Source organism: Falsiroseomonas sp. E2-1-a4 (genome assembly GCF_051433165.1).
Lineage (GTDB): Bacteria > Pseudomonadota > Alphaproteobacteria > Acetobacterales > Acetobacteraceae > Falsiroseomonas.
Genome location: NZ_JBHMFS010000036.1, coordinates 1 through 24,901, shown reverse-complemented (window position 1 = coordinate 24,901; position 24,901 = coordinate 1). Strand labels below are relative to the sequence as shown.

Annotated in this window: 24 protein-coding genes and 1 tRNA gene; 9 read left to right on the top strand and 16 right to left on the bottom strand. The window is 69.3% G+C overall.

The window, feature by feature from the left end; all coding sequences use genetic code 11:
* Positions 1–130: 130 nt before the first annotated feature.
* Together ACFHNC_RS23610 and ACFHNC_RS23605 are read left to right on the top strand one after the other, a co-directional pair.
* A complete protein-coding gene (locus ACFHNC_RS23610; RefSeq protein ID WP_437171694.1) occupies positions 131–622 on the top strand; it encodes a DUF421 domain-containing protein in 492 nt (163 codons plus the stop codon).
* A gap of 66 nt (positions 623–688) precedes the next feature.
* A complete protein-coding gene (locus ACFHNC_RS23605; protein WP_437171693.1) occupies positions 689–1,969 on the top strand; it encodes a DUF2254 domain-containing protein in 1,281 nt (426 codons plus the stop codon).
* A gap of 6 nt (positions 1,970–1,975) precedes the next feature.
* Here ACFHNC_RS23605 and ACFHNC_RS23600 read toward each other — a convergent pair whose 3' ends face one another.
* The 11 genes from ACFHNC_RS23600 to ACFHNC_RS23550 form a co-directional block, all read right to left on the bottom strand.
* Positions 1,976–2,713 carry a cytochrome c oxidase assembly protein gene (locus tag ACFHNC_RS23600; RefSeq protein ID WP_437171692.1) on the bottom strand — a complete coding sequence of 246 codons (738 nt, stop codon included), beginning with the start codon at positions 2,711–2,713 and terminating at the stop codon, positions 1,976–1,978.
* A 74-nt stretch (positions 2,714–2,787) separates the two neighbouring features.
* Positions 2,788–2,985, bottom strand: coding sequence for a hypothetical protein (locus ACFHNC_RS23595; protein WP_437171691.1), 198 nt, complete (start codon positions 2,983–2,985; stop codon positions 2,788–2,790).
* A 334-nt stretch (positions 2,986–3,319) separates the two neighbouring features.
* On the bottom strand, positions 3,320–4,279 hold the full coding sequence (locus ACFHNC_RS23590; RefSeq protein WP_437171690.1) for a lactate/malate family dehydrogenase: 960 nt from the start codon (positions 4,277–4,279) through the stop codon (positions 3,320–3,322).
* 1 nt (position 4,280) lies between these two features.
* Complete coding sequence (locus ACFHNC_RS23585; RefSeq protein WP_437171689.1) at positions 4,281–5,762, bottom strand: SLC13 family permease; 1,482 nt, start codon at positions 5,760–5,762, stop codon at positions 4,281–4,283.
* 326 nt (positions 5,763–6,088) lie between these two features.
* Entirely contained in the window at positions 6,089–6,994 is a 906-nt protein-coding gene (locus ACFHNC_RS23580; RefSeq protein ID WP_437171688.1) for an MBL fold metallo-hydrolase, read from the bottom strand.
* Positions 6,995–7,360: 366 nt separating this feature from the next.
* Positions 7,361–7,436: transfer RNA gene (locus tag ACFHNC_RS23575), tRNA-Lys, on the bottom strand.
* Between the two features lie 112 nt (positions 7,437–7,548).
* Complete coding sequence (rodA, locus tag ACFHNC_RS23570) at positions 7,549–8,700, bottom strand: rod shape-determining protein RodA (RefSeq protein ID WP_437171687.1); 1,152 nt, start codon at positions 8,698–8,700, stop codon at positions 7,549–7,551.
* A gap of 24 nt (positions 8,701–8,724) precedes the next feature.
* Positions 8,725–10,614: a penicillin-binding protein 2 gene (gene mrdA, locus ACFHNC_RS23565; RefSeq protein ID WP_437171686.1), complete on the bottom strand. Its 1,890-nt coding sequence runs from the start codon at positions 10,612–10,614 to the stop codon at positions 8,725–8,727.
* 223 nt (positions 10,615–10,837) lie between these two features.
* Positions 10,838–11,371 carry a rod shape-determining protein MreD gene (locus tag ACFHNC_RS23560; RefSeq protein ID WP_437171685.1) on the bottom strand — a complete coding sequence of 178 codons (534 nt, stop codon included), beginning with the start codon at positions 11,369–11,371 and terminating at the stop codon, positions 10,838–10,840.
* A gap of 15 nt (positions 11,372–11,386) precedes the next feature.
* A complete protein-coding gene (mreC, locus tag ACFHNC_RS23555) occupies positions 11,387–12,250 on the bottom strand; it encodes a rod shape-determining protein MreC (RefSeq protein WP_437171684.1) in 864 nt (287 codons plus the stop codon).
* Between the two features lie 111 nt (positions 12,251–12,361).
* Positions 12,362–13,405 carry a rod shape-determining protein gene (locus ACFHNC_RS23550; protein WP_437171683.1) on the bottom strand — a complete coding sequence of 348 codons (1,044 nt, stop codon included), beginning with the start codon at positions 13,403–13,405 and terminating at the stop codon, positions 12,362–12,364.
* A gap of 298 nt (positions 13,406–13,703) precedes the next feature.
* Here ACFHNC_RS23550 and ACFHNC_RS23545 point away from each other — a divergent pair, with 298 nt between their 5' ends.
* Positions 13,704–13,937: a YMGG-like glycine zipper-containing protein gene (locus ACFHNC_RS23545; protein ID WP_305671016.1), complete on the top strand. Its 234-nt coding sequence runs from the start codon at positions 13,704–13,706 to the stop codon at positions 13,935–13,937.
* 297 nt (positions 13,938–14,234) lie between these two features.
* Here ACFHNC_RS23545 and ACFHNC_RS23540 read toward each other — a convergent pair whose 3' ends face one another.
* From ACFHNC_RS23540 to ACFHNC_RS23525, 4 genes are all read right to left on the bottom strand, one after another.
* Positions 14,235–16,076 carry an ABC transporter ATP-binding protein/permease gene (locus ACFHNC_RS23540; protein ID WP_437171682.1) on the bottom strand — a complete coding sequence of 614 codons (1,842 nt, stop codon included), beginning with the start codon at positions 16,074–16,076 and terminating at the stop codon, positions 14,235–14,237.
* Positions 16,077–16,082: 6 nt separating this feature from the next.
* Positions 16,083–16,823: a hypothetical protein gene (locus ACFHNC_RS23535; RefSeq protein WP_437171681.1), complete on the bottom strand. Its 741-nt coding sequence runs from the start codon at positions 16,821–16,823 to the stop codon at positions 16,083–16,085.
* Between the two features lie 19 nt (positions 16,824–16,842).
* Positions 16,843–17,007: a DUF1328 domain-containing protein gene (locus ACFHNC_RS23530; RefSeq protein ID WP_437171680.1), complete on the bottom strand. Its 165-nt coding sequence runs from the start codon at positions 17,005–17,007 to the stop codon at positions 16,843–16,845.
* An 84-nt stretch (positions 17,008–17,091) separates the two neighbouring features.
* Entirely contained in the window at positions 17,092–17,853 is a 762-nt protein-coding gene (locus tag ACFHNC_RS23525; protein ID WP_437171679.1) for a PhyR family response regulator anti-anti-sigma factor, read from the bottom strand.
* Positions 17,854–17,922: 69 nt separating this feature from the next.
* Here ACFHNC_RS23525 and ACFHNC_RS23520 point away from each other — a divergent pair, with 69 nt between their 5' ends.
* From ACFHNC_RS23520 to ACFHNC_RS23505, 4 genes are all read left to right on the top strand, one after another.
* Positions 17,923–18,453 (top strand): sigma-70 family RNA polymerase sigma factor, encoded by a 531-nt coding sequence (locus tag ACFHNC_RS23520; RefSeq protein ID WP_437171678.1) that lies wholly within the window; start codon positions 17,923–17,925, stop codon positions 18,451–18,453.
* A 67-nt stretch (positions 18,454–18,520) separates the two neighbouring features.
* Entirely contained in the window at positions 18,521–19,126 is a 606-nt protein-coding gene (locus tag ACFHNC_RS23515; protein ID WP_437171677.1) for a sigma-70 family RNA polymerase sigma factor, read from the top strand.
* A 63-nt stretch (positions 19,127–19,189) separates the two neighbouring features.
* Positions 19,190–19,387 carry a hypothetical protein gene (locus ACFHNC_RS23510; protein WP_437171676.1) on the top strand — a complete coding sequence of 66 codons (198 nt, stop codon included), beginning with the start codon at positions 19,190–19,192 and terminating at the stop codon, positions 19,385–19,387.
* Between the two features lie 105 nt (positions 19,388–19,492).
* Positions 19,493–21,058 (top strand): sensor histidine kinase, encoded by a 1,566-nt coding sequence (locus tag ACFHNC_RS23505; RefSeq protein WP_437171675.1) that lies wholly within the window; start codon positions 19,493–19,495, stop codon positions 21,056–21,058.
* Here the strand turns inward: ACFHNC_RS23505 and ACFHNC_RS23500 are convergent.
* Positions 21,006–22,595 carry a 2-isopropylmalate synthase gene (locus tag ACFHNC_RS23500; protein WP_437171674.1) on the bottom strand — a complete coding sequence of 530 codons (1,590 nt, stop codon included), beginning with the start codon at positions 22,593–22,595 and terminating at the stop codon, positions 21,006–21,008. The two genes, ACFHNC_RS23505 and ACFHNC_RS23500, sit on opposite strands and share 53 nt — an antisense overlap.
* 297 nt (positions 22,596–22,892) lie before the next feature.
* Here ACFHNC_RS23500 and ACFHNC_RS23495 point away from each other — a divergent pair, with 297 nt between their 5' ends.
* Both ACFHNC_RS23495 and ACFHNC_RS23490 read left to right on the top strand, forming a co-directional pair.
* Positions 22,893–23,873 (top strand): NAD(P)-dependent oxidoreductase, encoded by a 981-nt coding sequence (locus tag ACFHNC_RS23495; protein ID WP_437171673.1) that lies wholly within the window; start codon positions 22,893–22,895, stop codon positions 23,871–23,873.
* Positions 23,874–23,936: 63 nt separating this feature from the next.
* Positions 23,937–24,901: endonuclease/exonuclease/phosphatase family protein (locus tag ACFHNC_RS23490; protein ID WP_437171672.1), on the top strand; the 965-nt coding region annotated here is incomplete at its 3' end.

The window sequence follows — 24,901 nt, the reverse complement described above, 5'->3', positions numbered from 1 at the left end:
TGGTGCTTGGGTGGTTGAACCCCCCCCCCCCCCCCCCCCTCAGGCACCGGCGCTTCGCTTGGGATGGGCAGGATCCCCCCATTCCGTCGCAATCGGGGAACGCGGCCGGTCTGGGCGGCGTTGGCTGGGCATGCCTATTGCCGACATGCTGTTCCAGGACTGGACGTCCCTGCTGCGAGTGCTGCTGGTGGGCAGCCTCGCCTATCCTGCGCTCGTGCTGTTCCTGCGCATCTCCGGCAAGCGCACCCTGGCCAAGCTGAACGCCTTCGACCTGGTGGTGACGGTGGCGCTTGGCTCCACTCTGGCGACCGTGCTGCTGAATCGCAGCGTCTCGCTGGCCGAGGGCCTGGTGGCGCTGCTGCTGCTGATCGGGCTGCAGTTTCTGGTGGCGTGGCTCTCGGTACGCTCCGCCCGGTTCAGTGACCTGGTGAAATCCGAACCGACGCTGCTGCTGCATCACGGGCGGCTGCTGGAGACGGCGATGCGCAACCAGCGGGTGACGGAGGCGGAGATGCTGGCCGCGCTCCGCTCCGGCGGCCTCTCCGGGCCGGAAAAGGCCGAATCGGTGGTGCTGGAGACCGACGGGACCATGAGCGTGGTCCCCGCACGGGGCGAGACCTGACCGCAGGCGACGAACCGCGGCCGCCCCCGCTCGTTGCGCTCCTTGGACGAATGGAGGATGCGGCGGATGGGCACGGTGCGGCTGAGGCAATGGTGGGCCGATCTGCTGGCCTCCTTCTGGGTGCGCCCGGCGGTGATGGTGATGACAGCCATCGTGCTGGCGCAGGTGCTGGTCCTGGCGGAAGGCTGGGTCTGGCTGCCGGACGGGCTGGATGACTGGTTCTATGTCGGCGGCGCCGCCGGGGCGCGGGATGTGCTGGGCGTGCTGGCCGGCGCCACCATCGGGGTCGCCGGCACCACCTTCTCCATCACCGTGGCCGCGTTGACGCTGGCCTCCAGCCAGATGGGGCCGCGACTGCTGCGGAATTTCACGCGCGATCCCGGCAACCAGTATGCACTCGGCGCCCTGGTCGCGACCTTCGCCTATTCCCTGGTGGCGCTGCGATCCGTGCATGAAGCGGATGAAGGGGCCTTCGTGCCGCAACTGGCCGTTTCGGTCGGGCTGCTGATGGGCTTCGCCTGCATCGGGGTGCTGATCTGGTTCCTGCATCATGTCGCCGCCTCGATCAGCGTGGACCGCGTGGTGGCGCTGGTGCAGCAGGATCTGACCGAGGCGCTGGATCGGGCCTGCCGGGACACGCCGGCGGAGCCGGCCCCGACGCCGTCCGGACTGCGATACGAGGCATCGCTTACCGCGCCTGGCAGCGGCTATCTGCGGGTCCTGGATGACGCGGCGCTGGCCGATTGGGCGGCAGAGCAGGATGCGGTGCTGCATCTGGAAACGCGGCCCGGCGACTTCGTGTTTCCCGGCAGCACGGTCGGTAGCGTCACGCCCGCAGGGCTGCGGGAAGCGGCCCAGGAACAGATCGCCGAAGCCATGATCCTGGGACAGATGCGAAGCGTCGAGCAGGATCTGGAACATGCGGTGCGGCAGTTGGTTGAGATCGCGCTCCGTGCCCTGTCCCCCGGCATCAACGACCCCTTCACCGCCATTGCTGTGCTGGACCAGTTGGGCGCGGCGCTGGCTGGGCTGGCCGGCCGCAGGCTGCCGAGCGGGCGGATATGGCGCGATGGCCAACTTCGGGTGGCGCGGCCGGCGACCAATTACGAAGGGCTGGCGGATGCGATGTTCCACATGCTGCGCCAGGCGGGTGCCACGCAGCCCGCCGTCATGATCCGGCTGCTGGAAGTGCTGGCCGCGACGGCCGCGGTGGATCAGGATTTGCAGCGCCGCGCCGCCCTGGCTCGCCATGCCGACCTGGCGCGTGACGCGGCGCTGCGCGGCACGGCCGATTCATCGGCACGGAATGCGATCATGGAACGACACGCGCTGTTTCCTGCCGGCTGAGGCGCCTCAGGATGTGGCGCGCGCGCCCGGGCGCAAGGCCAGGGCAAGACTTGCGGCAAGCACCAGCACGAACAGCAGCCCACCCGGCACCCACATCAGCAGGCCGCCAAGCTGCTGGTCCTCCAGCGGGGTATAGCCCCAGGGCAGCGTCACATCCGGCGCGTGCACGGCATAGAGCGGCCGAGGCGCGAAGGTCAGCAGCGCGCCGAGCACACCCATCTGGATCGCCGTGGTCAGCGCGCTGACAACCGCCGCCATCGGCCGCACCGGGGCCAGGCGCAGCAGCGCCGCCCAGAACCAGGTGGCGCTGAAAGCCAGCGAGACATGCATCATCCAATAGGCGATGCCATCCGCCGCGAAGGTCGCCGCATAGGGTCCGGGCGCGTGCCACAGCCACAGCAGCACGAAGAAGGCCGCGGCCGGCGCGGCCAATCCGCCGCGCGCCACCGATCGCAACCGCATCGCGGCCATCGCCAGCAGGGGCGCCGCGCCCAGCACCACGACCAGATGCTGCGTCACCCGCACGCTGAACAACGCGACGGACAGGGAGCACAGCGGGGAGACCAGCGCCAGCGCAAGCATGGCCCAGCCAGCCATCGGCCAGGCCGCCTCCCTGCCCTCGCGGCGCAGCAGCGCCAGTGTGCCCGCCGCGCCCAGCAGCAGCACGGCGATCAGCACCGGGTGGGTGTTCCAGACGGCGCCGCCAGGCAGCGGCGGCGGACCGCAGAACGGAATGGGGTTCATCAGCGAAGCCCTCGCGCGCAGTTGGTTGCAGCGGGAACGAGGTGGCGAGGCTTCGGTTGCAGGGACCGCCGCGGCTAGCTGACGCCGTGCAGCAGCCGTTCCGGGGCAACGGTCGCCCCCAGTTCGGCACGCGCCGCCTGGCGGAACTGCTCCAGCAGAAGACGGCGCTTGGATGACGGCAGCATCTGCCAGATGGCCACCAACTCGGCCACCTCGGCGCTCGGGGCAAGATCAGGCATGCTAGTCAAAGCCTGGTCCAGCTTTGCTGCCATCGCGAACCTCCTGCATAATCCGGCCGCGTGATGTTGCGGTACCGGAGTCTCAATCTCTCACTGCCTTAAAATTCGTACGCGGCGCCGTCCAGGCAAATATCTACCGACAAACGAGAATCTTTTGCGGTGGGTGCCGTAACCACGACGGATATCATTCGCCAAATTCATGATTGCGGCCCGTCGCATTGCATCGATTGAGAATTTCGATGGCAACGGGACACGTTGCGCTGCATGGCAGCCCGCCGAAGCCCTCCGTTCAGATGTCCAGGGTGGACGCCCCCACGCTGCAACCGGTTAGCCAGCGGCCAATATCGCCGGCCGCGGTGCGGGGCGATCAGCGACCATCCCCCGCAATCTGGTCCAGCCCCATACGGATGGTATCGTGCAGCAGGGCGGCGCTTCGCCTCAGCGCGTCCGTCTCCGCCACATCCATCTCCGGCAGCAGGGGACGGGACGCGCCGCGGGCGCCGAGGAGATGGGGCAGTGAAACACAGGTCTCCGTCACCCCCAGCAGTTCCTCCATGAAGGTGGAGACGCTGAACACGGCCTGTTCGTCATTGACGATGCTGCGCGCGAGCCGCGCGACGGAGCCGGCGATGCCGTAGTTTGAGACGCCCTTGCCCTCCTTGATCCGGTAGGCGGAGCTGCGGACCTCGTTGGCCATCGTCGCGCGCAGATCGGCGGGCAGCGGGCGGCCGATCTGCTCGGCGAAGCGGATGAGCGGCATGCCCGCGGCCTGCGCCCCGCTCCAGTGCAGCACTTCGGAATCGCCGTGTTCGCCCAGCACATAGGCGTGGACGGAGCTTGCCGCCACGCCCAGATGCCGTGCGAGCCGATCGCGGAAGCGCGCCGAATCCAGCGCGCAGCCGGTGCCGATCGCCCGCCCCGGCGGCACCCCGAAGCGCCGCACCGCCAGTGCCGGCATGACATCGACAGGATTGGTCGCGACCAGCAGCACCACATCGGGCGCGACGCGGAGCACCTGTTCCAGCACGGCGCCGACCACCTTCACATTGACTGCCAGCAGGTCGAGTCGGGTCTGGCCCGGCTTCAGGTTGGCGCCTGCGGCAATGACCACGAGCTGCGCCCCGGCCAGGTCGGCGTAGTCACCTGCCCCTACCTGGGCCGCCGGGCCGAAGGCCGCGGCGTGCCCGATATCGGCGGCCTCCGAGGCGGCCCGTGCCGCGTCCTGATCCACCAGGACCAGCTCATCCACGCCAGGCGTCTGCGCCAGCAGAAAGCCGCACGCGGCCCCCACCTGGCCCGCGCCCACGATGCCCACCTTGCCGCGCATCTCAGAGCACTCCCATCATCGGCCAGATCGTCGCGGACAGCAGCAGGATCAGCCCAAGCCCCGCGACGGTCATCACCACGCCAACCTTGGCGAACTGCATCGTGGTGAAGGCGCCCGTTCCGTAGCAGAGCATGTTCTGCGGCGCGTTGGTCGGCAGGATGAAACCGAAGGACACCACATAGGCCTGGATCATCACGATGCCGAAGATGGTCTGCGGCCCGAAGGGCAGGGTCTGCGCGAAGGCGATCATGATCGGGATCAGCGTGCTGGCCAGGCCCGTCGCCGAGGCAAAGCCCAAATGCAGGATGATGCTGAACAGCGACAGCGCACCGACAACCGCCACCACGGATCGTGTCTCCAGTCCCAACTGCCCGAGCGTCGCGCCGGCCAGCCAGGCGGCGGCCCCGGTGCGGGCCAGCAGGATGCCCAGCGCGATGCCGGCGGCGAACAGGACGATGGTGCCCCAGGGCACCTGCTTCTCCGCCCCCGCCCAGGTCATCACACCGAAGCGCGGCATCAGCAGCAGCGCGATGCCGACCAGGGTGACGGTGGTGGTATCCAGCGGGTGCAGCCAGCCCTCCGTGGACCAGGCCACCAGCAGCAGGCCGGCCACCAGCATCAGCCGCCATTCCGCCAAGGTGACCGGGCCGAGGCCCGCGACCTCCTTTGCCAGCCGCTCCCGCGCCTCCGCCGCCGGTGGCACCTGCGGGCGCAGCAGGAGCAGGGAGACGAAGAACAGCACCACGCTCATCGACAGCGTGAGCGGCAGCGCGGTGACGAACCACTCGCCCCAGGTCACCGTGCGCTCAAAGCTGGACTGCATGAAGTTCAGGCTGATCAGGTTCTGGGCAGCGCCGGTCTTCACCGCGATGTTGAAGATGGAGCAGGCCTGCGCCGTCACGATCATGAGCGTGGCGCCTAGGCTGCTGGCCACAGGCAGGCCCAGCGCCACGGTCACACCGATCATGATGGGAATGATGGCGCCGACACGGGCGGTGGCGGAGGGAATGAACAGCGCCAGCACGAACCCCACGATCATCGCGCCCAGGGTCAGCCGGGCGGCCGAGATGCCGACGCGGCTCATCACCAGCAGGGCGACGCGGCGATCGAGGCCGGTGAGGCGCAGTGCGACGGCAAGGAAAAGGGCGCCCGCCACAAGGATGACGGCGGTGGAGGAGAAGCCGGCCAGCATCACCGTCAGGGCCTCGACGGAGCGCATCGGCGTGCCGCCCGCCTGCAACGGCTTGCCCATGAGGCCCAGCACCGCGCCGCCAATCAGCAGAACCGCGCTGGCGGCGGGCGAGACGCATTCGGTGATCCAGAGGATCACCACCAGCACCAGAAGCCCCAGCGCCACCTGGCCCGAGGCCGAAAGACCCTCCGGCGTCGGCAGCAGCAGCACGGTGATATAGGCCCCGATGGCGAAGGCCAGCCAGGCAAGCTTGCGGTTTGATTGAGGTTCCGCCGGCGACATGAGCAGCATGTGGCGCACTCCTGACGTTTGGTTGGTCGTGCGCCTTGGTGATCTGTCGCCGAGCGTTCCGCTTGTGCCTTCAGATGCCAATCGCCAGCTGGCCGCTATCGAGCAAGACATGGCCTGGACTGACACCGTTCCCGTGCGCCCGGCGCGCAAGGGCGTATGGGCTGCGAGATCGATATCAGATCGACGACGATGACTTCCCGCACGCAACGCGTCGGCGGCCGGATTCGTCGGCCGTCAGAAAACTTTATTGGTGCGGGAGATTTGGGCGGAGTTCGTCGGCCGACCGGCGCGACGCCGGACGACCTTCGGCGAGATCCGCGGCCCCTTCAGTCCCAGGGTGCGTCGCCGAGCGCATCCAGCGGGATCTTGAGGTAGCGGCGGCCATCACTCTCCGGCTGCGGCAGGCGGCCGCCGGCGATGTTCACCTGCAGCGACTGCAGGATCAGCTTCGGCATCGGCAGGGTCCGGTCGCGCTCGGTCCGCAGCCGAACGAAGCTTGCCTCGTCCTGGCCGCGCACATGCGCATTCTCCGCCTTCTGCTGCGCAACGGTGCTTTCCCACGCCAGTTCCCGGCCGTCCGGCTGATAGTCGTGCCCGGTGAACAGGCGCGTCGCGTCGGGCAGGGCGAGGATGCGCTGGATGCTGGCCCACAGCACCATCGCGTCACCGCCCGGGAAATCGGCGCGTGCCGAGCCGCCATCGGGCATGAACAGCGTGTCGTGAATGAAGGCGGCGTCGCCGATGACATAGGTGATGGAGGCCATGGTGTGGCCCGGGGAGAACATCACCCCGGCCTCCAGATCCCCGATGCGGAAGCGGTCGCCATCGGCGAACAGCCGGTTCCACTGCGAGCCATCGGTCATGAAGCTGTCCGGCCAGTGGTACAGGCGCTTCCAGAGTTGCTGCACCTTGACGACATGCTCGCCGATCGCTGTGGGCGCGCCCGTGGTGTCGTGCAGATACCCGGCGGCCGAGAAATGGTCGGCATGTGGATGCGTGTCGAGGATCCAGTCGAGGCGGAGCCCCTGCTCGCGGATGAAGTCCAGCATCGTATCTGCCGAGCGGGTCGCGGTGGCGCCCGACTTGTCATCGAAGTCCAGCACCGGGTCGATGATGGCGCAGGCCCGTGTTGCGGGATCGGCCACGACATACTGCAGGCTTGAGGTGCGCTCGTCATAGAAGGCGGCTACGTCGGGGCGGCCCGCGAGACCCGGTTGCTGTGCGATGTTCATGCTGCCTGCACCTCCGTGACATGCTGATCGTGCTGCGTCGCGTGCAGTTCGCTGCCCGGCAGCATCGCATTCGATGACATTGACTGGCGTGGTCCGGATAGCAACGGCGCAACGGGACCAGCGCATCCGATCGTGAGGTCGCGCGACGGCGCTTGAAGGCTATTTCCGACGGCGATTCTGACTGTGCTGTGCAAACGGACTGAACCGCCCCGCGATGCCGGAGGCAGCCATGCAGAGCGTGTTTCGCCAGGAGAGCTTGGTGGGGATCGGAGCGGCTGATTCAGCCCGTCGGGGCCACCAAGGGCCCGCAGGACAGACCGTAAGGGCGGTTTTGGCCCATTTTTTGTCGTAAGGTCTTGGAATGATTGGTGGGCGCTGTAGGGCTCGAACCTACGACCCGCTGATTAAGAGTCAGCTGCTCTACCAACTGAGCTAAGCGCCCGCACCGCATTGCGGCGAGGCGGGCGATTTAGATCGGCGCGCCGGGCTTGTCCACCCCACACAGGCGAAACCATCCGCAAATCCGCCATGCCCGCCCCTGATGGCTTGTCGCGTCATTGCTCGCCCCGCGCCGCCTCCCACTCCGTATCCCGGTGGACATGCGCGGACATCAGCAAGCCAAAGCCGACCATCGCCGTCAGCATCGCGGACCCGCCATGGCTGATCAGCGGCAGCGGCACGCCGCCCACCGGAATGGCACCGGTCACCATCGCGATATTGACGAAGACATACATGAAGAAGTTGGTGGCAAGCCCCGCCGCCAGCAGCCGCCCGAACTGGTGCCGGCTGCGCAGCGCCACCAGGAAGCCGAAGGCGATCACGCAGGAGAGCAGGCCGAGCACGCTCAGCGCGCCGACCAGGCCAAATTCCTCCGCCAGCATGGTGAAGATGAAGTCGGTCTGCTTCTCCGGCAGGAAGTTCAGGTGGCCCTGGGTGCCCTGCAGGAACCCCTTGCCCCAGAATCCGCCCGATCCCAGCGCGATCTTCGACTGGATGATGTTGTAGCCGGCGCCCAGCGGGTCGCTCTCCGGGTCGAGGAAGGTGGTGATGCGGGCGCGCTGGTAGTCACGCAGATTGTCATAGGCGATAGGCGCGGCGATCGCCGCCACCCCCAGCACCACGGCGAATTTCCACAACCGCACGCCGGCCGCGAAGAACACCGCCCCGCCGACCATCAGCGTGATCAGCGCGGTGCCCAGATTGGGCTGCTTCAGGATCAGCGCCGCCGGCAGCAGGACGGCCAGGATCGGCGGCACCAGGAACAGCGGGTTGCCCATCTTTTCCCAGGATGCCCGGTGGAACCAGGATGCCAGCGCAACCACCAGCAGAATCTTCATCAGCTCCGAGGGCTGCAACTGGAAGCCGCCGAGATCCAGCCAGCGCTGCGCGCCGCCGCCCACCTGGCCATGCAGCGCCACCATCACCAGCAGCACGATGCCGCCTGCATAGCCGAGCCAAGCGAACCGGGCGATCAGCCGGATATCGACCAGGGCGATGGACAGCATCAGCACCAGGCCGAAACCGAAGCGGATGGCGTGCCGCGCGGCATAGGGCTCCGGCGCGCCGCCGCCGGCCGAATACAGCGCGACATAGCCGACCCCGCCCACGGCACAGAGCAGCAGCACGAAGATCCACGGGATCTGCCACAGCTTCTCCAGCACCCCGGTGCCGCGTTCGCGCAACAGAAGGCGACGCTCGAACCTCATGGGGCGAACCTCATGGGGCGAATCTCATGGCCGGATGACGCCGGGCCGCGGCGCCTCCGCCACCCGCGCGCCGAAATTGCCGCCCGGCCCCGGGCGCAGCTGCTGGAAGGCCTCGATCAGCACGTCGCGCGCCAGCGGCGCCGCGGCGGCGGAGCCGGAACTGCCATGTTCGACGATGACGGAGACGGCGAAGACCGGGTTGTCATGCGGCGCGTAGGCTACGAACAGCGCATGCGGGCGCCATTCGCGCGGCACCTGGTCCACCCGGAAGCCGCGCTCGCGCTGCTCCCGCGTCACCCGTCGCACCTGGGTGGTGCCGGTCTTGCCGGACATCATTCCGAGCTCGCCAGGCAGACGCGCTGCACGGGCCGTGCCGCCTGCCTCATTCACCACCGCCCACATCGCCTCCCGCACCAGGCGCAGGTCGCGTTCGGGAATGCCGAGGCTCGGCCAGTCCTCTGCCCTCGTGCCGCGTACCAGCCGACCGCCGACGCTGCGCGTCAGATGCGGCTGCACGGCGCGGCCGGTGGCGAGGCGCGCTGTCATCGTCGCCAGTTGCAGCGGTGTCAGCTGGTAGAAGCCCTGGCCGATGCCGTGCACCACCGTATCGCCCAGCGCCCAGCCGCGGCCCTGCGCCTGGCGCCATTCGCGCGTCGGCATCAGCCCGTTGCGGATGCCCGGCAGCTCGATCTCCAGCGGCACGCCGAGGCCGAAGCGGCGCCCCATCGCGGCGATCCGGTCGATGCCCAGGCGCTTGGCCATTTCATAGAAATACACGTCGCAGGACACTTTCAGCGCCTGGCGCATATCCACCGCGCCATGCCCGCTGCGATTCCAGCAGTGGAAGCGAGATTCACCGAGGTCCATGTGCCCGGGGCAGAACACGCGCTCCCCCGGCGTCGCCACCCGCGCCTCCAGCACCGCCAGTGCCACCACCATCTTGAAGGTGGAGCCCGGCGCATACAGCCCGTTGGTCGCCTTGTTGATCAGCGGCGTTGCCCGGTTGCGGGTCCATTCCCGCCATTGCGCCGCGGAGACGCCGGAGTTGAACAGGTTGGGGTCGAAGGAGGGCTGGGTGGCCATCGCCAGCACTTCCCCGTTCCGCGCATCCATCAGCACGACGGAGGTGCCTTCCTCGATCTTGCCGCGCAGCGTCCGGGTCAGCGCGGCATCCACCGAAAGCTGCACATCCTGGCCCTGCACGCCCTCCCGCCGGTCCAGCTCACGGATGATGCGGCCGACGGCATTCACCTCCATCTGCACCGCCCCGGCACGGCCGCGCAGCACCAGGTCGTGATGCCGCTCGATGCCCGACCGGCCGACGCGGATGCCGGGCAGCTCCAGCAGCGGGTCGCCATCCATGTCGCTTTCCGCCGGCGGCGCCACATAGCCCACGATATGCGCGAGGTGGTCGGCTTCCGGGTAGACGCGGGTGGTGCCGACATCGACGCTGATGCCCGGCAGATCGGGCGCGTTCAGCTCGATCCGCGCCATCTCCTCCCAGGTCAGGTAGTCCCGCACCGTGACGGGCACGAAGCGGCGGCGGCGGCGCACATCGCGCTCGATCCGCGTGCGCTCCGCCTCGGTCAGCGGCACGATGCGGCTGAAGGTTTCCAGCGTGGCGCCGACATCGGTGGTCTGTTCCGCCGTCAGCAGGGCCCGCCAGTTGAGCTGGTTGCCGGCGATCAGCCGGCCTTCGCGGTCCAGTACCCGCCCGCGCGGCGGCGCCAGCAGCCGGGCCGAGAGGCGATTCTCCTCCGCCAGCGTGGCGTAGCGTTCGCCCTCGTCCACCTGGAGCCGGTGCAGCCGGTGCGCCAGGAAGCCGAGCAGCCCCATCTGCCCCAGGCCGAGCGCCAGCGCCCGCCGGCTGAAGATGCCGCGAACCCGCTCCTGCTCCCGCTGCTTGCGGCTCATAAATCTTTGCCCTCAAGCGGCGGGCGCGCGCTCCGCGCGCTTGATGAGTTCTTGCCCTCATGCGCCGGGCGCCCGCTCCGCGGGCTTGGCTGCGCGCCGGTGCACTGGTGCGCCCGGCCGCGCGGATGGTCTGGGCGCGGGCCGCATTCGCGGCCTCGGCCCGCTGAAGTGCGCGGGCCGCCTGGCGGTGGTACCGTCATCCCTGTCAGTTCTTTCCCGGGGATCACGGTGTCTCCTCCGCGCGGCGCATCACGCCGTGGATGCGGCTGAGGACGAAGGCGAAGGCGGGGTACAACCCGGCCGAAAGCGCTGCCTGGTGCAGGGCCGGTGCCGGCGCGGGCAGGTTCCAGGCCAGGAGCGCGGTCAGCAGCCAGCCGAGCAGCGCGGTGCCGGCGGAAAAGGCGCAGAAGGCGAGCCAGACGAACATGAAGCTCTGCCGCACCAGGAAGCGTCGCCAGGCGACAGCCATGCCGTGCGCCACCAGCAACGTCACCACCCCGGTGCCGAGTGGCGCCATGGTCAGCAGGTCCTGCAGCAGGCCGAGCAGGAACACCGCCGGCGGCGGCATCGCGCCGGGCCGGAACACCGACCAGAAGATGATGCAGGGCAGCGCCGCCGCCGGCACCAGCGCTGGCACGCCGGACGGCCCTGCCGCCAGCACCATCAGCAGCGCCGTGCTGGTCGCCGGGAAGCTGGCGCGGGCCATGTCGTCCAGACGCCGCAGCAATCCGGGCGAGGGTTCCGGGCGTCCGACCATAGGTCGCGCCGCGGTTCAGCGCCGGGGCCGTGGTTCGGGCCGCGCGATCGCCTCGGGCGGCAGAATCCCGCCCAGGCCGAAATCGAACAGCCGCACCACGTCCAGCCGGTCAGTCCGCGCGAACAACTCCACCTCCGCCACCCCGCCCTCGGTCCAGCGCACCACGCCCACCGGCAGGCCGGCCGGGAAGGAGACACCTTCGGCACTGGTCACCACGCGCTCCCCCTCCGCCGGGCGGCCGCCCTCGGACCAGTGCTGCAAGCGCGGCCGGGCGCCGTTGGTGCCGACCAGCATGGCGCGCACCCGGCTGCCTTCCAGCGTCACCGGGATGCGGCTGTTCATATCGGTGGCCAGCAACACGCGGGCGGAGCGGCTGCCGACCTCCGTCACGCGCCCGGCAAAGCCACGCTCATCCAGCGCGATCTGGCCGCGCCGCACCTGCATCTCGGGTGGCACGGAAAGCAGCACGGCGCGGGCGTAGACGCCGCCGCCATCGGCCACCACGCGGGCGGTATGGAAGGCGGGCGCCCGTTCCGGCACGAAATCCAGTTGCCGGCGCAGCATCGCATTCTCCGCCTCCAGCGTCAGGGCGGCGGCCTGCCAGCGGCGCAGATGCTCATTCTCCTCCAGCAGCCGGGCGTTTTCCTCCCGCAGCACCAGAAGCCGCTGCAGATCCTCCGCCGCATCCCGCACGGCGCGGGCAGGTTCGGCGAAGGCGGCGTAGAAGGGCGCCAGCGCGTCGGCCAGGGCGATGCGCGCGCGTTCGGCCAGCATCGCATCCGCCTTGCCGAGCAGCATGGTGCCGAAGGCTGCCGCGATCAGCACCGGCAGCGAAAGCCGCGCCAGGGCCTGGCGGAGCGGAATGCTGAGTCGGATCAAACGGCCTGCCCCCCTGCCCCACATGGCATAGCGGGATCAGACGAGCATCTGACCCCATGCGGTGCTTTAAGATCAACATCTTCCGGAGCGTCATCCGCCCCGCGGCCAAGTTCAGTACATCGAGGTCAGCACGTGGCGAAGGCGCTTCATTTCCTCAAGGGCGCGTCCGGTGCCGAGCGCAACGCATGACAGCGCCTCCTCCGCCACCACCACGGGCAGGCCCGTCGCCTCCCGCAGCACGCCATCCAGGCGATGCAGCAGTGCGCCGCCGCCGGTCAGGACGATGCCCTTGTCGACGATATCGGCGGCGAGTTCGGGTGGCGTATTCTCCAGCGCCACGCGCACCGCCTCGACGATCTGGATCACCGGCTCATAGAGGCTCTCGGCGATCTGGCGCTGGCTGACCACCACTTCACGCGGCACGCCGTTCATAAGGTCGCGGCCCTTCACATCGGTCAGCGGGCCTTCCTCGCCTTCCCAGGGCGGGGCGGCGGCGCCGATTTCCATCTTGATGCGCTCGGCGGTGCTCTCGCCGATCAGCAGGTTATGGTTGCGGCGAATGTAGCTGATGATCGCCTCATCCATCTTGTCGCCGCCGACGCGCACGCTGCGCGCATAGACGATGCCTCCGAGCGAGATCACCGCCACTTCCGTGGTGCCGCCGCCGATATCCACCACCATGGATCCGGAGGGCTCCGTCACCGGCAGCCCGGCGCCGATCGCCGCCGCCATCGGCTCCTCGATCAGCAGCACCTTCCGGGCGCCTGCGGATTCCGCCGATTCCTGGATGGCGCGGCGTTCCACGGCGGTGGAGCCGGAGGGGACGCAGACGATGATCATCGGCGAGGCAAAGGACCGTCGGTTGTGCACCTTGCGGATGAAATGCTTGATCATTTCCTCCGCCACCTCGAAATCGGCGATCACGCCATCCCGCAGCGGGCGGATGGCGGCGATGTTGCCGGGGGTGCGGCCGAGCATCAGCTTGGCTTCCTCCCCCACCGCCAGGACCTGCTTCTTGCCGCGATGGTCTGAAATGGCGACGACGGAGGGCTCGTTCAGCACGATGCCCCGCCCCTTCACATAGACCAGCGTATTCGCGGTGCCGAGGTCGATGGCCATGTCGGCCGAGAGAAAGCCGAACAGGCGGGAGAACATGCAGCCGGAACCTTCCGAGTGTCGAAGATGTCACCGCGCCGGGCCTCATCTGGCCGTTTCGGGCCAGTCCCGGGCTTGGAGGCCCTGGGCCTGGCACCGTCCGGTGCCGACGGTTCCGCGGGGTGGCGCGAGGCGCTTCCGATACCCCTCCCCCGCCCCAGGCTCAAGCCCTGTCATAAGGTCGTGCGGATATCGTTGACCCCAACCGAAGAAAACGCACGAAACCGCAATGGTGCGGGCGAACCGGCGGGCGTTGGCGGCGTTGTGGGTGCATCGACCCACGCCAAGAGGTTCCCCCATGAAGAAGCTTCCCATTCTGTTGATCCTCGCCGGCGGCCTGGCCGCCTGCGGCCAGACCACCGGCGACCGCGCGGTCTCGGGCGGCCTGCTGGGCGCCGGCGCCGGCGCTGCGGTCGGCTCGCTGACCGGCAGTGCCGGCACGGGTGCCTTGCTGGGCGGCGCCGCCGGCGCGGCCGGTGGTGCGCTAACCAGCCCCGGCACCGTCAATCTCGGCCGCCCCGCCTGGCGCTGAGCCGCTCACCGCGTGAACGCAGATAGGGGCCGGCTTCCGCGGGAGGCCGGCCCTTAAACGTGCGAGATCGTTACGTCGGTGGCTGACGCCATGCCCCAGGCCTGCCTTGCCTCGCGCTGCTGACGGCCTGTGCCCAACCCGGCGCGCCATCGGGGCCACGCGGCCCGGCATGCGGCATCCCGCAGCGCCGTCTGCCATACCGGATCAGCGCTCTGCGCCAGCACCGGGAAGCCGGGCCGGCTCGCCGATGAGACAGCCCGTCCCGCGGCCCGCCCAAGCTCCGGCGCAGCATTGGTTTCAGCTGCGGCGCAGCATGCGCTGCAATGCCGCGCGGCCGTCGGCGATGCGGCGGCCGCGCTCCCGCACCGGCTTGCGGCGCACCTGCAGCCGTGCCCCATCCGGCGCACGCAGCAATTGCAGGGTGCGGTCATGATAGACATCGAGGCCGGGTCGATGACCGATCGAGATCAACGCCGTGCCATCCAGTTCCTCGCGGAACAGGCGCATCATCTGATCCTGGTTCTCCTCGTCCAGCGCCGCTGTCGCCTCGTCCAGGAACACCCAGCGCGGCTTGTGCAGCAGCAGGCGCGCGAAGGCGAGGCGCTGCTGCTCACCGAGTGACAGCACGCGATCCCAACGCTCCTCATTCTCCAGCCTGGCGACCAGATGCGGCAGGCCGCAGCGCTCCAGCGCCGCCCGCTGCGTCTCCTCCGGGAAGTCGCCGGTTGCGGACGGGTAGGTCAGCGCGGCGCGCAGCGTGCCGAGGGGGATGTACGGGCGCTGCGGCATGAACATCATGTGCGACCGCGATGGGATGCGGATCTCGCCCGCCCCCCAGGGCCAGAAGCCGGCAATGGCGCGGAACAGGGTGGATTTGCCGCTCCCGCTTTCGCCCACGATCAACACCTTCTCGCCCGCGCGGATTTCCGCATTGGCGCCCTGGATCACAACATTGCCGTCGGAATGCGCCACCTGCAGGTCGCGGAAGGCCAGCACCTCCTCCGCCGCGTCCGGCTTCGCCTCGATGATGTCGATGCGGGCCTGGCCGGCCATGGCCTCGGCCGTGTCGAAGGTGTCCTCCAGATCCACCACCCGCTCCACATGGCTGCGCCAGTCCGCCAGCTTGGGGAAATTGTCCACGAACCAGTTCAGCCCACGCGTCACCTCCAGGAAGGCGGAGCTGATCTGCATCAGCACGCCCAGCGTGATGGCGCCGGCGAAGTAGCGCGGGCTCGCCACCAGAATGGGGATGACGCCGGCGGCCATGCCGTAGCCGCTGGTCAGCCACATCAGCCGGCGCTCACGGTCGTACAGCTCCTTCATGACGGAGACGACGCGGCCGAAGGCGCGTTGCAGGCCCCGATCCTCATCCGCCTCGCCGCGGATCAGGGCGATGCCCTCGCTGTTCTCCCGCATGCGGATCAGCGCGAAGCGGTGGTCGCTCTCGGCCTGGTTGCGGCGGATGTTGATGTCCACCATCGGCCCGCCGATCCACATGGTCGCGATGGAGCCGACCAGCGCGTAGAGCAGGGCGCACCAGACCATGTAGCCGGGGATCTCGAACTCGGTGCCACTGTAGGACATCCGCAGCGGGCCGGAGAGCGACCACAGGATGCCGAGGAAGCTCGCCAGGGTCAGGATGGCGCTGAGCAGCCCGATGGTCAGGTCCACCGCCATGGCGGTCGCCCAGCGGGTGTTCTCGCTGATCCGCTGGTCGGGATTGTCGGCGGCGCCGGGCAGGAAATTCAGCTGGTAGTGCCGGCCATTCTCCAGCCAGCGTCTCTGCAGCCGGTGCACCAGCCAGCGCCGCCAGCCCAGCATCAGCGCCTGGCGGGCCCAGAGCTGGCCTACGGCGGCCAGCATGGCCAGCACCGTCAGCAGCGCGAACATCCACATCTGGCCGTAGAATGCCGAGCTGTCGCGGTTCTCGAGGGCGTTGAAGAAGTCACGGTTCCACAGGTTGAACCGCACTTGCACGCCAATCTGGAACAGGGTCAGGCCGACCACCGCGGCCGTCAGCAACCAGGCCCTCCGCCGATCACCGGGGGAGGTGTAGTAGCCTCGGGCCAGGCGCCAGAAGCGGCGCATGAGGCCCTCCTGCGGCGGGAGGTCGATGGCCGCAGGGATCGGGTCGGACATGGCGGCTCAGCGTTGCGGCTGCGCCGCTGGCGCAGGCGGGTTGGAGACGAAGGCGGCGGGCGGGCTCTCGGTGGGAGCGGATGGAGACGCCTCGGGCGGCAACACCGGACGCAGCGCATCGACCGCCTCGCCCAGCCTGTCGGCCGTCACTGCGCGCCCCGCCTCGCCGGCAAAGCCGCGGCCCTCGGCGGCAAGCCGGGCGCCGGCGCGCAGCAGGTTGCGGAATGGCTCGGCAGCGCCGGGCGGCAGCAGCACCACGGTGCCATCCTCCAGCACCGCACCCACCAACTGGCCCTGCGGCGCGAAATAGGGCGCACGCACGGTCCCGGCGACGGCGAGCGGCTGGGACTGGGCCGGGAGGCCGCCGCCCAGGCGCCAGTAGAACCGATCCACCACGCCCGGCTCCGCATCCTGCGATGCCGCGAAGGCCAGCATGGTGATCACCGGCGCCTCGCGGGCACGGATGCCCCAGACGATGAGCGGCTGCCCAGCCGGCGCGGCGCGGCGCACCGCCTCGGCCATGTCAGGCGGGAAGACCACCTGCGGCCCCTCCCGGAACAGCAGCGCATCGGTCTCGCCCCCGGGATTGGCCAGGTAGCGGTCGACCGTGCCGGTAAAGGCGGGAAGCTGGGTGGGGTCGAACCAGAATTGCGCGCGCGACGGCGGGTTGCCGGGCGCCTGGGCCATGGCCGGGGCCAGGGCCAAGGCGGCGGCCGCGCACACCACCAGCGCCGGGATCACGCGCACGGGCGGCGGCCTGCCAGGTTCAGCGCGTTCGGAAGGCGCCGAAGATCAGGCTCAGCAGGAACAGCACGATGAAGACAGCGAACAGGATCTGCGCGATGCCGCCGAAGGCGGAGGCAATGCCGCCAAAGCCCAGCAGGCCCGCGACCAGGGCCACGACGAGGAAAACAAGGGTCCAGTACAGCATGGGGAACTCCGGTCAGATTGCGCCGGATCAACGCCACTGTCGCCGGGACGGTTCCGGCCCGGACAACAGTGGCGCGTGAATTCGTTACACCGGGTCGAGATGCACCCCGCGGGTCACCGCCTGATAGGTCGCGATGGCCAGCGTCGTCGGCTCGAAGGGCTTGGTGATGATGAAGGCGGGCTCCAGATCCTGCCCGGTCAGCAGCCGCTCCGGATAGGCGGTCACGAAGATCACCGGCGCCTGCTGCGTCCGCATGATGCGCGCCACGGCCGAAGTCCCATCGCCGCCGGCGCCGAGGTTCACATCCGCCAGCACCAGAGTCGGCCGTTCGGCGGCCGCGATCGCCACCGCCTCATCCTCGGAAGCCGCGATGCCCACCACCTCATGCCCCGCGGCCTCGACCAGTTGCTGGAGGTCCAGTGCGATGATCGGCTCATCCTCGATGATCAGCACCCGCGCCACCGCCCCGGCGCGCAAATGGCCGCGCGCCGCCTCGACATGCGCCATCGCCTCATCGGTCGGGATACTGAGCGCCAGCGCGGCCTGGGCTGGCTCCAGCTCCTCCAGCGAGGTCAGCAGCAGCAGCATGCGCTGCGGCCGGCTCAGGCCATCCCCCTGGCCATCCGCCCCATCCGGGCTGTCGCCCGAGATGCGGCAGATCGCGCGGTACAGGGCCAGCCGCGCCAGCAGCCGTCCCTCTCGCGCACCCTCCGGCACCGCCAGCTCACCCCGAAGCGCCTCCGCCACCAGACCGTCGCCTCGGGACTGGGAGCCGGTCAAGGCGCGGGCAAAGCGGCGCGCATAGGGCAGGGCGCCGATCAGCGCGGTGCGATCGATCTCGCTCATCGCCTTGTCATCTCCCAAATACGCGGCACACGCTGCCGCATACCTCCCGGACTTGATATGCAGTGTGGTGTGGACGAACAAGAGAACTCCGGCGCCTTGCGCACCGTGATCGCGCAGTTGTTGCCGGAACTGCGCGCCGCAGCCCGAATGCTGACGCGTTCGCGAGCAGAAGCCGATGATTTGGTGCAGGAGACCGTGCTGCGGATGCTGCGCGGCCTGGCCAGCTTCGTGCCGCCCCCCGGGTTGGCCGATGACCCGCAGGCGGCGCTGCGGCCCTGGGGGCTGACGGTGCTGCGCAACACCTTCCGCGAGGGCTGGCGCAAGGCGCGGCGGGAACGCGACCATGTCGAGGCGAACCCGCCGGAGGCCGAGGCCGCCCGCCCGCCGGACCAGGAAAGCGCCCATGCGGTGCGCGACCTGGCCCGCGCCGTAGCCGGCCTGCCGCCGGCGATGCGGGAGGCGCTGATGCTGGTGGCCGCCCGCGGCCTGACGCTGGAGGCGGCGGCGGCGATCTGCGAGGTGCCGGTCGGCACCATGAAGGCCCGCGTCTCCCGCGCCCGCAGCGCGCTGTCACGCGCTCTCGCGCCTGTGAATGGGTAACGGAAGCGCGATGCAACCATCGCGGCCCGCCATTCATTCAGATGGCATGATGCATGGAGCAAACAGCATGGCGAACGAGTTCCACGGTCAGGTCATTGCGCTTCTGCCCCGTCTTCGGGTGCAGGCCCTGGCATTGACCCGCAACCGGGCCGCCGCGGATGACCTGGTGCAGGACGCCGTGGCGAACGCACTTGCCGCCCAGAACAGCTTCACTCCGGGTACCAATTTTGCCGCCTGGATGCACCGTATCCTGCGCAACCGCTTCATCAGCACGCTCCGCAAGCAGCGCGAGACCACGGATATCGAGGATGTGCCGGCAGGTGCCTTCGCCGTCTCGGCGACGCATGAAGACCGCCTGGTGCTGAAGGAACTCGGCAATGCCGTGAACCGCCTGCCGGCCGACCAGCGCGAGGCGCTGTTCATGGTGGTGCTGCAGGGCATGTCCTATGAGGAGGTTGCGGAATCGACCGGCTGTGCGGTGGGTACCGCGAAAAGCCGCGTCTTCCGCGCCCGTCGCCAGCTCCAGGTCTGGCTGGCCGGCGAGGAATCCGCCGCAGCGACGACCGACGAGCAGCGCACCGAGCGGGCGCGGATCAGCGGCCCCAGCGGCGACCGCGGGTCGCGACATACGCGAAACGGTTCGGGGGTTGGCGAACACCACCTGCTGGCTTAAGTCGAGAGTGCCAGGCTCCGCACCGGGCATGGGCTACGGGCGGTGCCGGCTTCGGCGATGGACATGGACAGCAGCGACAGCAGCAAGCCCGCGCCCTCCCCCAAGGCACCGAAGCGCAAGGCTGAACGTGCGGGCGAAGATGCGTTCGACCTCTGGCTGCAGCGCGGGCTGCATAAGCTTTACGACGACGTTGCGGCGGAGCCGATTCCGCCCGAACTCATGCGCCTCATCGAGGAGGATCGGAACCGGCGCAGCAAATAGGCCGCGCCGCGCCGGAGAGATACGACAACCGCGATGAGCACGCCCGGCGGAACGCCGCGACGCTGGAGCCTTCCGCGCCCCCAGGCCAGCCTGCGGGGTCGTTTGTTGTGCCTGCTACTGATCGCGGCCTTTCCGGTGGTGCTGCTGGTGCTGACCGGCGCCTTCATGGGCTACCGCAGCGCCATCAGCCAGGCCGATCGCGACCTGTCGCGGGAACGCGACCTGGCCGTGGCGTCCTTCGCCGGGCGCATCGCCGCCGCCGATGGCGTTTTGCGGGGCATTGCCGGAACCTGGCAGGCGGGCGACGCGAGCTGTGGCGAATGGCTGGGCCAGGGCGCGCCGGAAGGCGTAGTGCTGGAGGTGGAGTGTCCCGGCACCACCTTGCCCGCCATCGGCCCTGAGCTGAGGGCGCGGCTGTCCACCGCCACGGATTCCCTGATTCTGGCCAGTGCCTCCGGCATGATCGCGGTATTGCGGACCCTGCCGGTGTCGGGGCGCCTGCTAATGGCGCGGGTGGCGCCGCCGGCCCTACCGGCTGGCCTGCTCGGCTGGCTGGTGGATGCCGAGCATCGGTCCTGGCCGCTGGGTCCTTCCACCTCCGCCGAAGCCCCGCCCAGCGCGGCGCCGGACGGCAGTGCGACACGCGCGACATTCGAGGGGGCAGAGGTGCTGGCGGCGCGTGGCACCCTGTCCACCCAGGCCTTCCTGGTGGTGGCGCGGCCAACGGCGCCGATCCGCGCCGCCGCCTACCTGGCCGCGACGCAGCGCCTGGCGGAGGTGGGCACGCTGCTCGGTCTCAGCATCCTGGCCGTGGTGCTCGGCGCCAACTACGCCGTGACCCGCCCGCTATCGCGGCTGCGGCGGGCGGTGTCCAGATGGAATGCCGGCGCGGCGCCCTTCGAAATTCCGGGCATCGCCGACATGCCGGACGAGATCCGCGACCTGGCCGAAAGCTTCCAGGCCGGCGCCAAGGCGCTGGCCGAACGCGAACAGGACCTGCAGGCCGCCATCGAGCGGGCCGAGATCCTGGCGGCGGAGGTGCACCACCGGGTGAAGAACAACCTGCAGATCGTCAGCAGCCTGCTGGCGCTGCAGGCCCAGCGCGTGACGGACAGCCAGGCGCGCATCGAATTCGAGGCGGCGCGGGACCGCATCGGCGCCCTGGCCACGCTGCACCGCCACATGTACGCGCATCACGACCCGGAGGCGATCGACCTCGGTGCCTTCATCGAGGAGCTGGGCGTGCAGCTGTTCGCTGCCATCGGCGACAAGCCCGGCCGCCGCATCGCGCTGGATGTGACGGCGCCGGCACTGCGGATTTCCTCGGACCAGGCCGTGCCGCTGGCGCTGATCATCACGGAGGCGGTGTCCGCCGCGCTGAAGCAGGGCTTTCCGCCGGGCATGGGCGGCCGCATCCTCATCAATGTCTCGGCCGATGACCGCCGTGCGACCCTGGAGATCGAGGATGATGGCGTGGTGCCGCGCCCCGATGACCAGCTTCGCGCCCTGCTGCTGCGCGGCCTGGCGCGGCAATTGGGGGCGGAGCTGAAGCGGCAGGAGGCGGGGCTGGCGCTGGATTTCCCGCTGCGCCCGCCTACGCCCCGCCCGCCGCCGGCGCTCAGGCCGAAAGCGCCTGACCCATCTCCGCAGGCGCCGTCCGCGCCCGCTTGACCAGCAGCTTGTTCAGCGCGTGCACATAGGCCCGCGCGCTGGCGACGATGGTGTCCGTATCCGCCCCCTGCCCGTCCACCAGCTTGCCTTCCTCCTCCAGCCGCACGGTCACGCGCGCCTGGGCGTCGGTGCCGCCGGTCACCGCCTGCACGGCGTAGAGCTTCAGGTTCACATCATGCGGGAAGGCCACCCGCAGCGCCGCGAAGGTGGCATCCACGCCGCCATCGCCGCCGGCCACCCCTTCTCGCTGCTCGCCATCCACTTCCAGCGCGATTGAGGCGATGGGGCGGGTGTGCATGCCGGTGGAGACGGACAGGCCCAGCAGCTTGATGCGGTCGTTCGCGCGGACGACCTCATCATCCACCAGCGCCACGATGTCCTCGTCGTAGACAACCTTCTTGCGGTCGGCGAGATCCTTGAAGCGCTTGAAGGCGTCGTTCATGGCGTTGTCGCCGACCTCGTAGCCCAGCGCCTTCAGCTTGTCCTTGAAGGCTGCGCGGCCCGAATGCTTGCCCAGCACGAGGGACGACTTGGTCCAGCCGACGCTCTCGGGCGTCATGATCTCATAGGTCGAGGAATCCTTCAGCATGCCGTCCTGGTGAATGCCGGATTCATGGGCGAAGGCGTTGCGGCCGACGACCGCCTTGTTGGGCTGCACGTCGAAGCCGGTGATGGTGGCCAGCAGGCGGGAGGTCCGCAGGATGTTCTGCGTGCGGACGCCGTTGGTGACCGGGATCGCATCGTGGCGCGTGCGCAGCGCCATGGCGATCTCCTCCAGGCTCGCATTGCCGGCCCGTTCGCCGATGCCGTTGATGGTGCATTCCACCTGGCGGGCGCCGGCGCGGATCGCGGCGATGGTGTTGGCGACCGCGAGACCCAGGTCGTTGTGGTTGTGGGTGGACAGGACGATCCGATCCGCCCCGGGAACCCGTTCACGGACGTTCGCAAAAATGCGGTGCATGTCTTCCGGCACCGCGTAGCCCACCGTATCGGGGATATTGATGGTGGTGGCGCCGGCCTTGATGGCTGCCTCGACGCAGCGGCAGAGGAAATCCATCTCCGTCCGCGTGCCGTCCTCGGCGGACCATTCGACATCGGCGGTCGCGTTGCGCGCCATGGTAACGGAGGCGGTGACCATCTCCAGCACTGCATCCGGCTCCATCCGCAGCTTTACCCGCATATGCAGGGGCGAGGTCGAGACGAAGGTGTGGATGCGGCCGCGCGCGGCGTCCTTGATGGCGTCGGCCGCCTTCTGGATATCACCCGGGGAGGTGCGGGCCAGGCCGCAGACCACGGGGCCATCCTTGGCGAAGCGACGGGCGATGGATTGGACGCTCTCGAAATCGCCGGGGCTGGCAATGGGGAAGCCGGCTTCCAGCACATCGGCGCCGAGCTCGGCCAGGGCCTCGGCCATGCGCAGCTTCTCCTCCAGGTTCATGGAGAAGCCGGGGGATTGCTCACCGTCACGCAGCGTCGTGTCGAATATGATGACGCGGTCGGGGTCCATGACCCCGAAAGACGGGTGATTGATGGCCATTGGGGGCGTTCCTTGCTTCTGATTCGTCATGCCATGCGCGAGGGCAAGCCTGCCCCCAGGGTCCCCTGAGCGATACCGACCATCACTGGCCGGAGCTTACGCCCAGGGGTGGCTAAGTCGAAGGAGAAGGAGCGCGCGCAGCCGCAGGCCGACCCGGAGGGCGGCGGTCAGCTCGGTACGGGCGGCGCGGATCGTCATGGCTGATTTGACGATAGCGAGGCCATGCCACGGCCGCAAGCGCTGGCGCGATCCGCGCGGCCTTGCCAGCATGGGGCAGTCCAAGGGGGAACAGACAGAATGGCGTTCAAGGTGGTGCTCGGCCGCAGGTTGCCCGAGGCTGGCATGGCGGTGTTTGCCGCGCGGCCGGAGCTGGATCTGGTGGTGTTGGACAATCCCGGCCCGGCCGCATGGCACGCCGCCATCGCCGATGCCCATGGCACGCTGTGCTGGCTGGAGCGGATGGACCGCGCGGCGCTGGCCGCGGCGAAGCAGCTACGCGTCGTCTCCCGCATCGGGGTTGGATACGACACGGTGGATGTGCCGGCGTGTTCGGAGCGCGGCGTGGCGGTGATGGTGGCCAATGGCTCGAACGATCTGTCGGTGGCCGAGCACGCCATGATGCTGCTGCTGACGGTGGCGCGGCGGGCGGTGGATATCCACAACCACGTGGCCGGCGGCGGCTGGTGGCCGCCGGGCGGGCTGCGGATGGTGGACCTCGCCGGGAAGCGCGCCTTGGTGGTGGGCTATGGCCGCATCGGGACGCGGGTGGCGCAGTATCTCAAGTCGTTCCAGATGGATGTCGCGGTGCTGGACCCCGGCTTCTCCCCGCACCGCATCGCCGCCGATGGCTTCCGCGCGGTGCGCGACCTGCATGCGGGCCTGACGGAGGCTGATGTGGTGACGCTGCATTGTCCGCTCTCACCCGCCACGCATCACCTGATGAATGCTGGCGCCTTCGCCGCCATGAAGCCGGGCGCCATCCTGGTGAATACCGCCCGCGGGCCGGTGGTGCAGCAGGAAGCCCTGGTCGCCGCGCTGCAATCCGGCCACCTGATGGGCGCCGGCCTCGATGTGCTGGAGGTGGAGCCGGCCACGCCGGGCAACCCGCTGCTGGGCCTGCCCAATGTGGTGATCAGCCCGCATTCGGCGGCGAGCACCGAGGAAGGGATGAACCGCATGGCGCGGATCTCGGCCCAGAACATCCTGGATGTGCTCGATGGCCGGGCCGACCCCTCAATGATGGTGAATCCGGAGATCCTGCAAACGTCGCGGGTGTGAAACCACTGGCGGCCCGCCCGCCCCCTGTCGCATCCTGCTGCCCGGTGCCGGGGGATCACGACCATGGCGGACCGCCACTTCATCGCCTTCTGGAATCTGGAAAACCTGTTCGATACCGAGGACGCGCCGCGCAGCGGCGGCCTCGACAGGCGCCTGGCGGCCGACCTCAAAGGCTGGGATGCGGCGGTGCTGGACCTGAAGCTCGCCCAGATCGCACGCGCCATCGCGGCGATGGAGGGCGGGGCCGGCCCCGGCATCCTCGGGGTCTGCGAGGTGGAGAGCGCCGGCGTGCTGACGCGGCTGGTGCAGAAGCTGGGCAGCCGCAAATGGGGCTTCGTGCATGCAGATGGGCTGGACGCCCGCGGCATCGACACCGCCTTCCTGTACCGCAAGGACCGCTACAAAGTGGACCGGAAGAAGATCTTCACCCACTTCATCATGCGCCGGACCTATACGCGCGACATCCTGCAGGCGAGCTTCACCACGGCCGCCGGCCGCAGCCTGGTGCTGCTGGCCAATCACTGGCCCTCCCGCTCCGGCGGCCAGTTCGAGAGCGAGCCCTACCGCATGACGGCGGCGGAGACGCTGGCCCATTGGCACACCCGCATCCATGAGGAGCAGGGCGAGGATGTCGCCGTGCTCGCCATGGGCGACTTCAACGACGAGCCCTTCGACCGGTCCCTGGTGCATTACGCGCTGGCGACCAATGCGCGGGACCGGGTGGCGGGGCGGCTGGGCAGCGGGCCGCTGCGGGTGGTGCGACGCTTCCTGAACCTGGCCTCGCCCCTGGCCGGGTCCGGCGAGGGCACCTATTTCTACAGCGGCCAGCCCAACATGCTGGACCAGATGCTGGCGGGCCGGGCGCTGGTCAACGGCAGCAGCGGCCTGCGGCTGGAGGGGCCGATGGCCATCCTGCGACCGCCAGGCCTCAACGGCCGGCCCCGCCCCTTCCTGCGGCCCGCGGTCCGGGGCGGCATCCAGGCGGATGGCTTCAGCGACCACCATGCGGTGGGGGTGGCGCTGGTCGA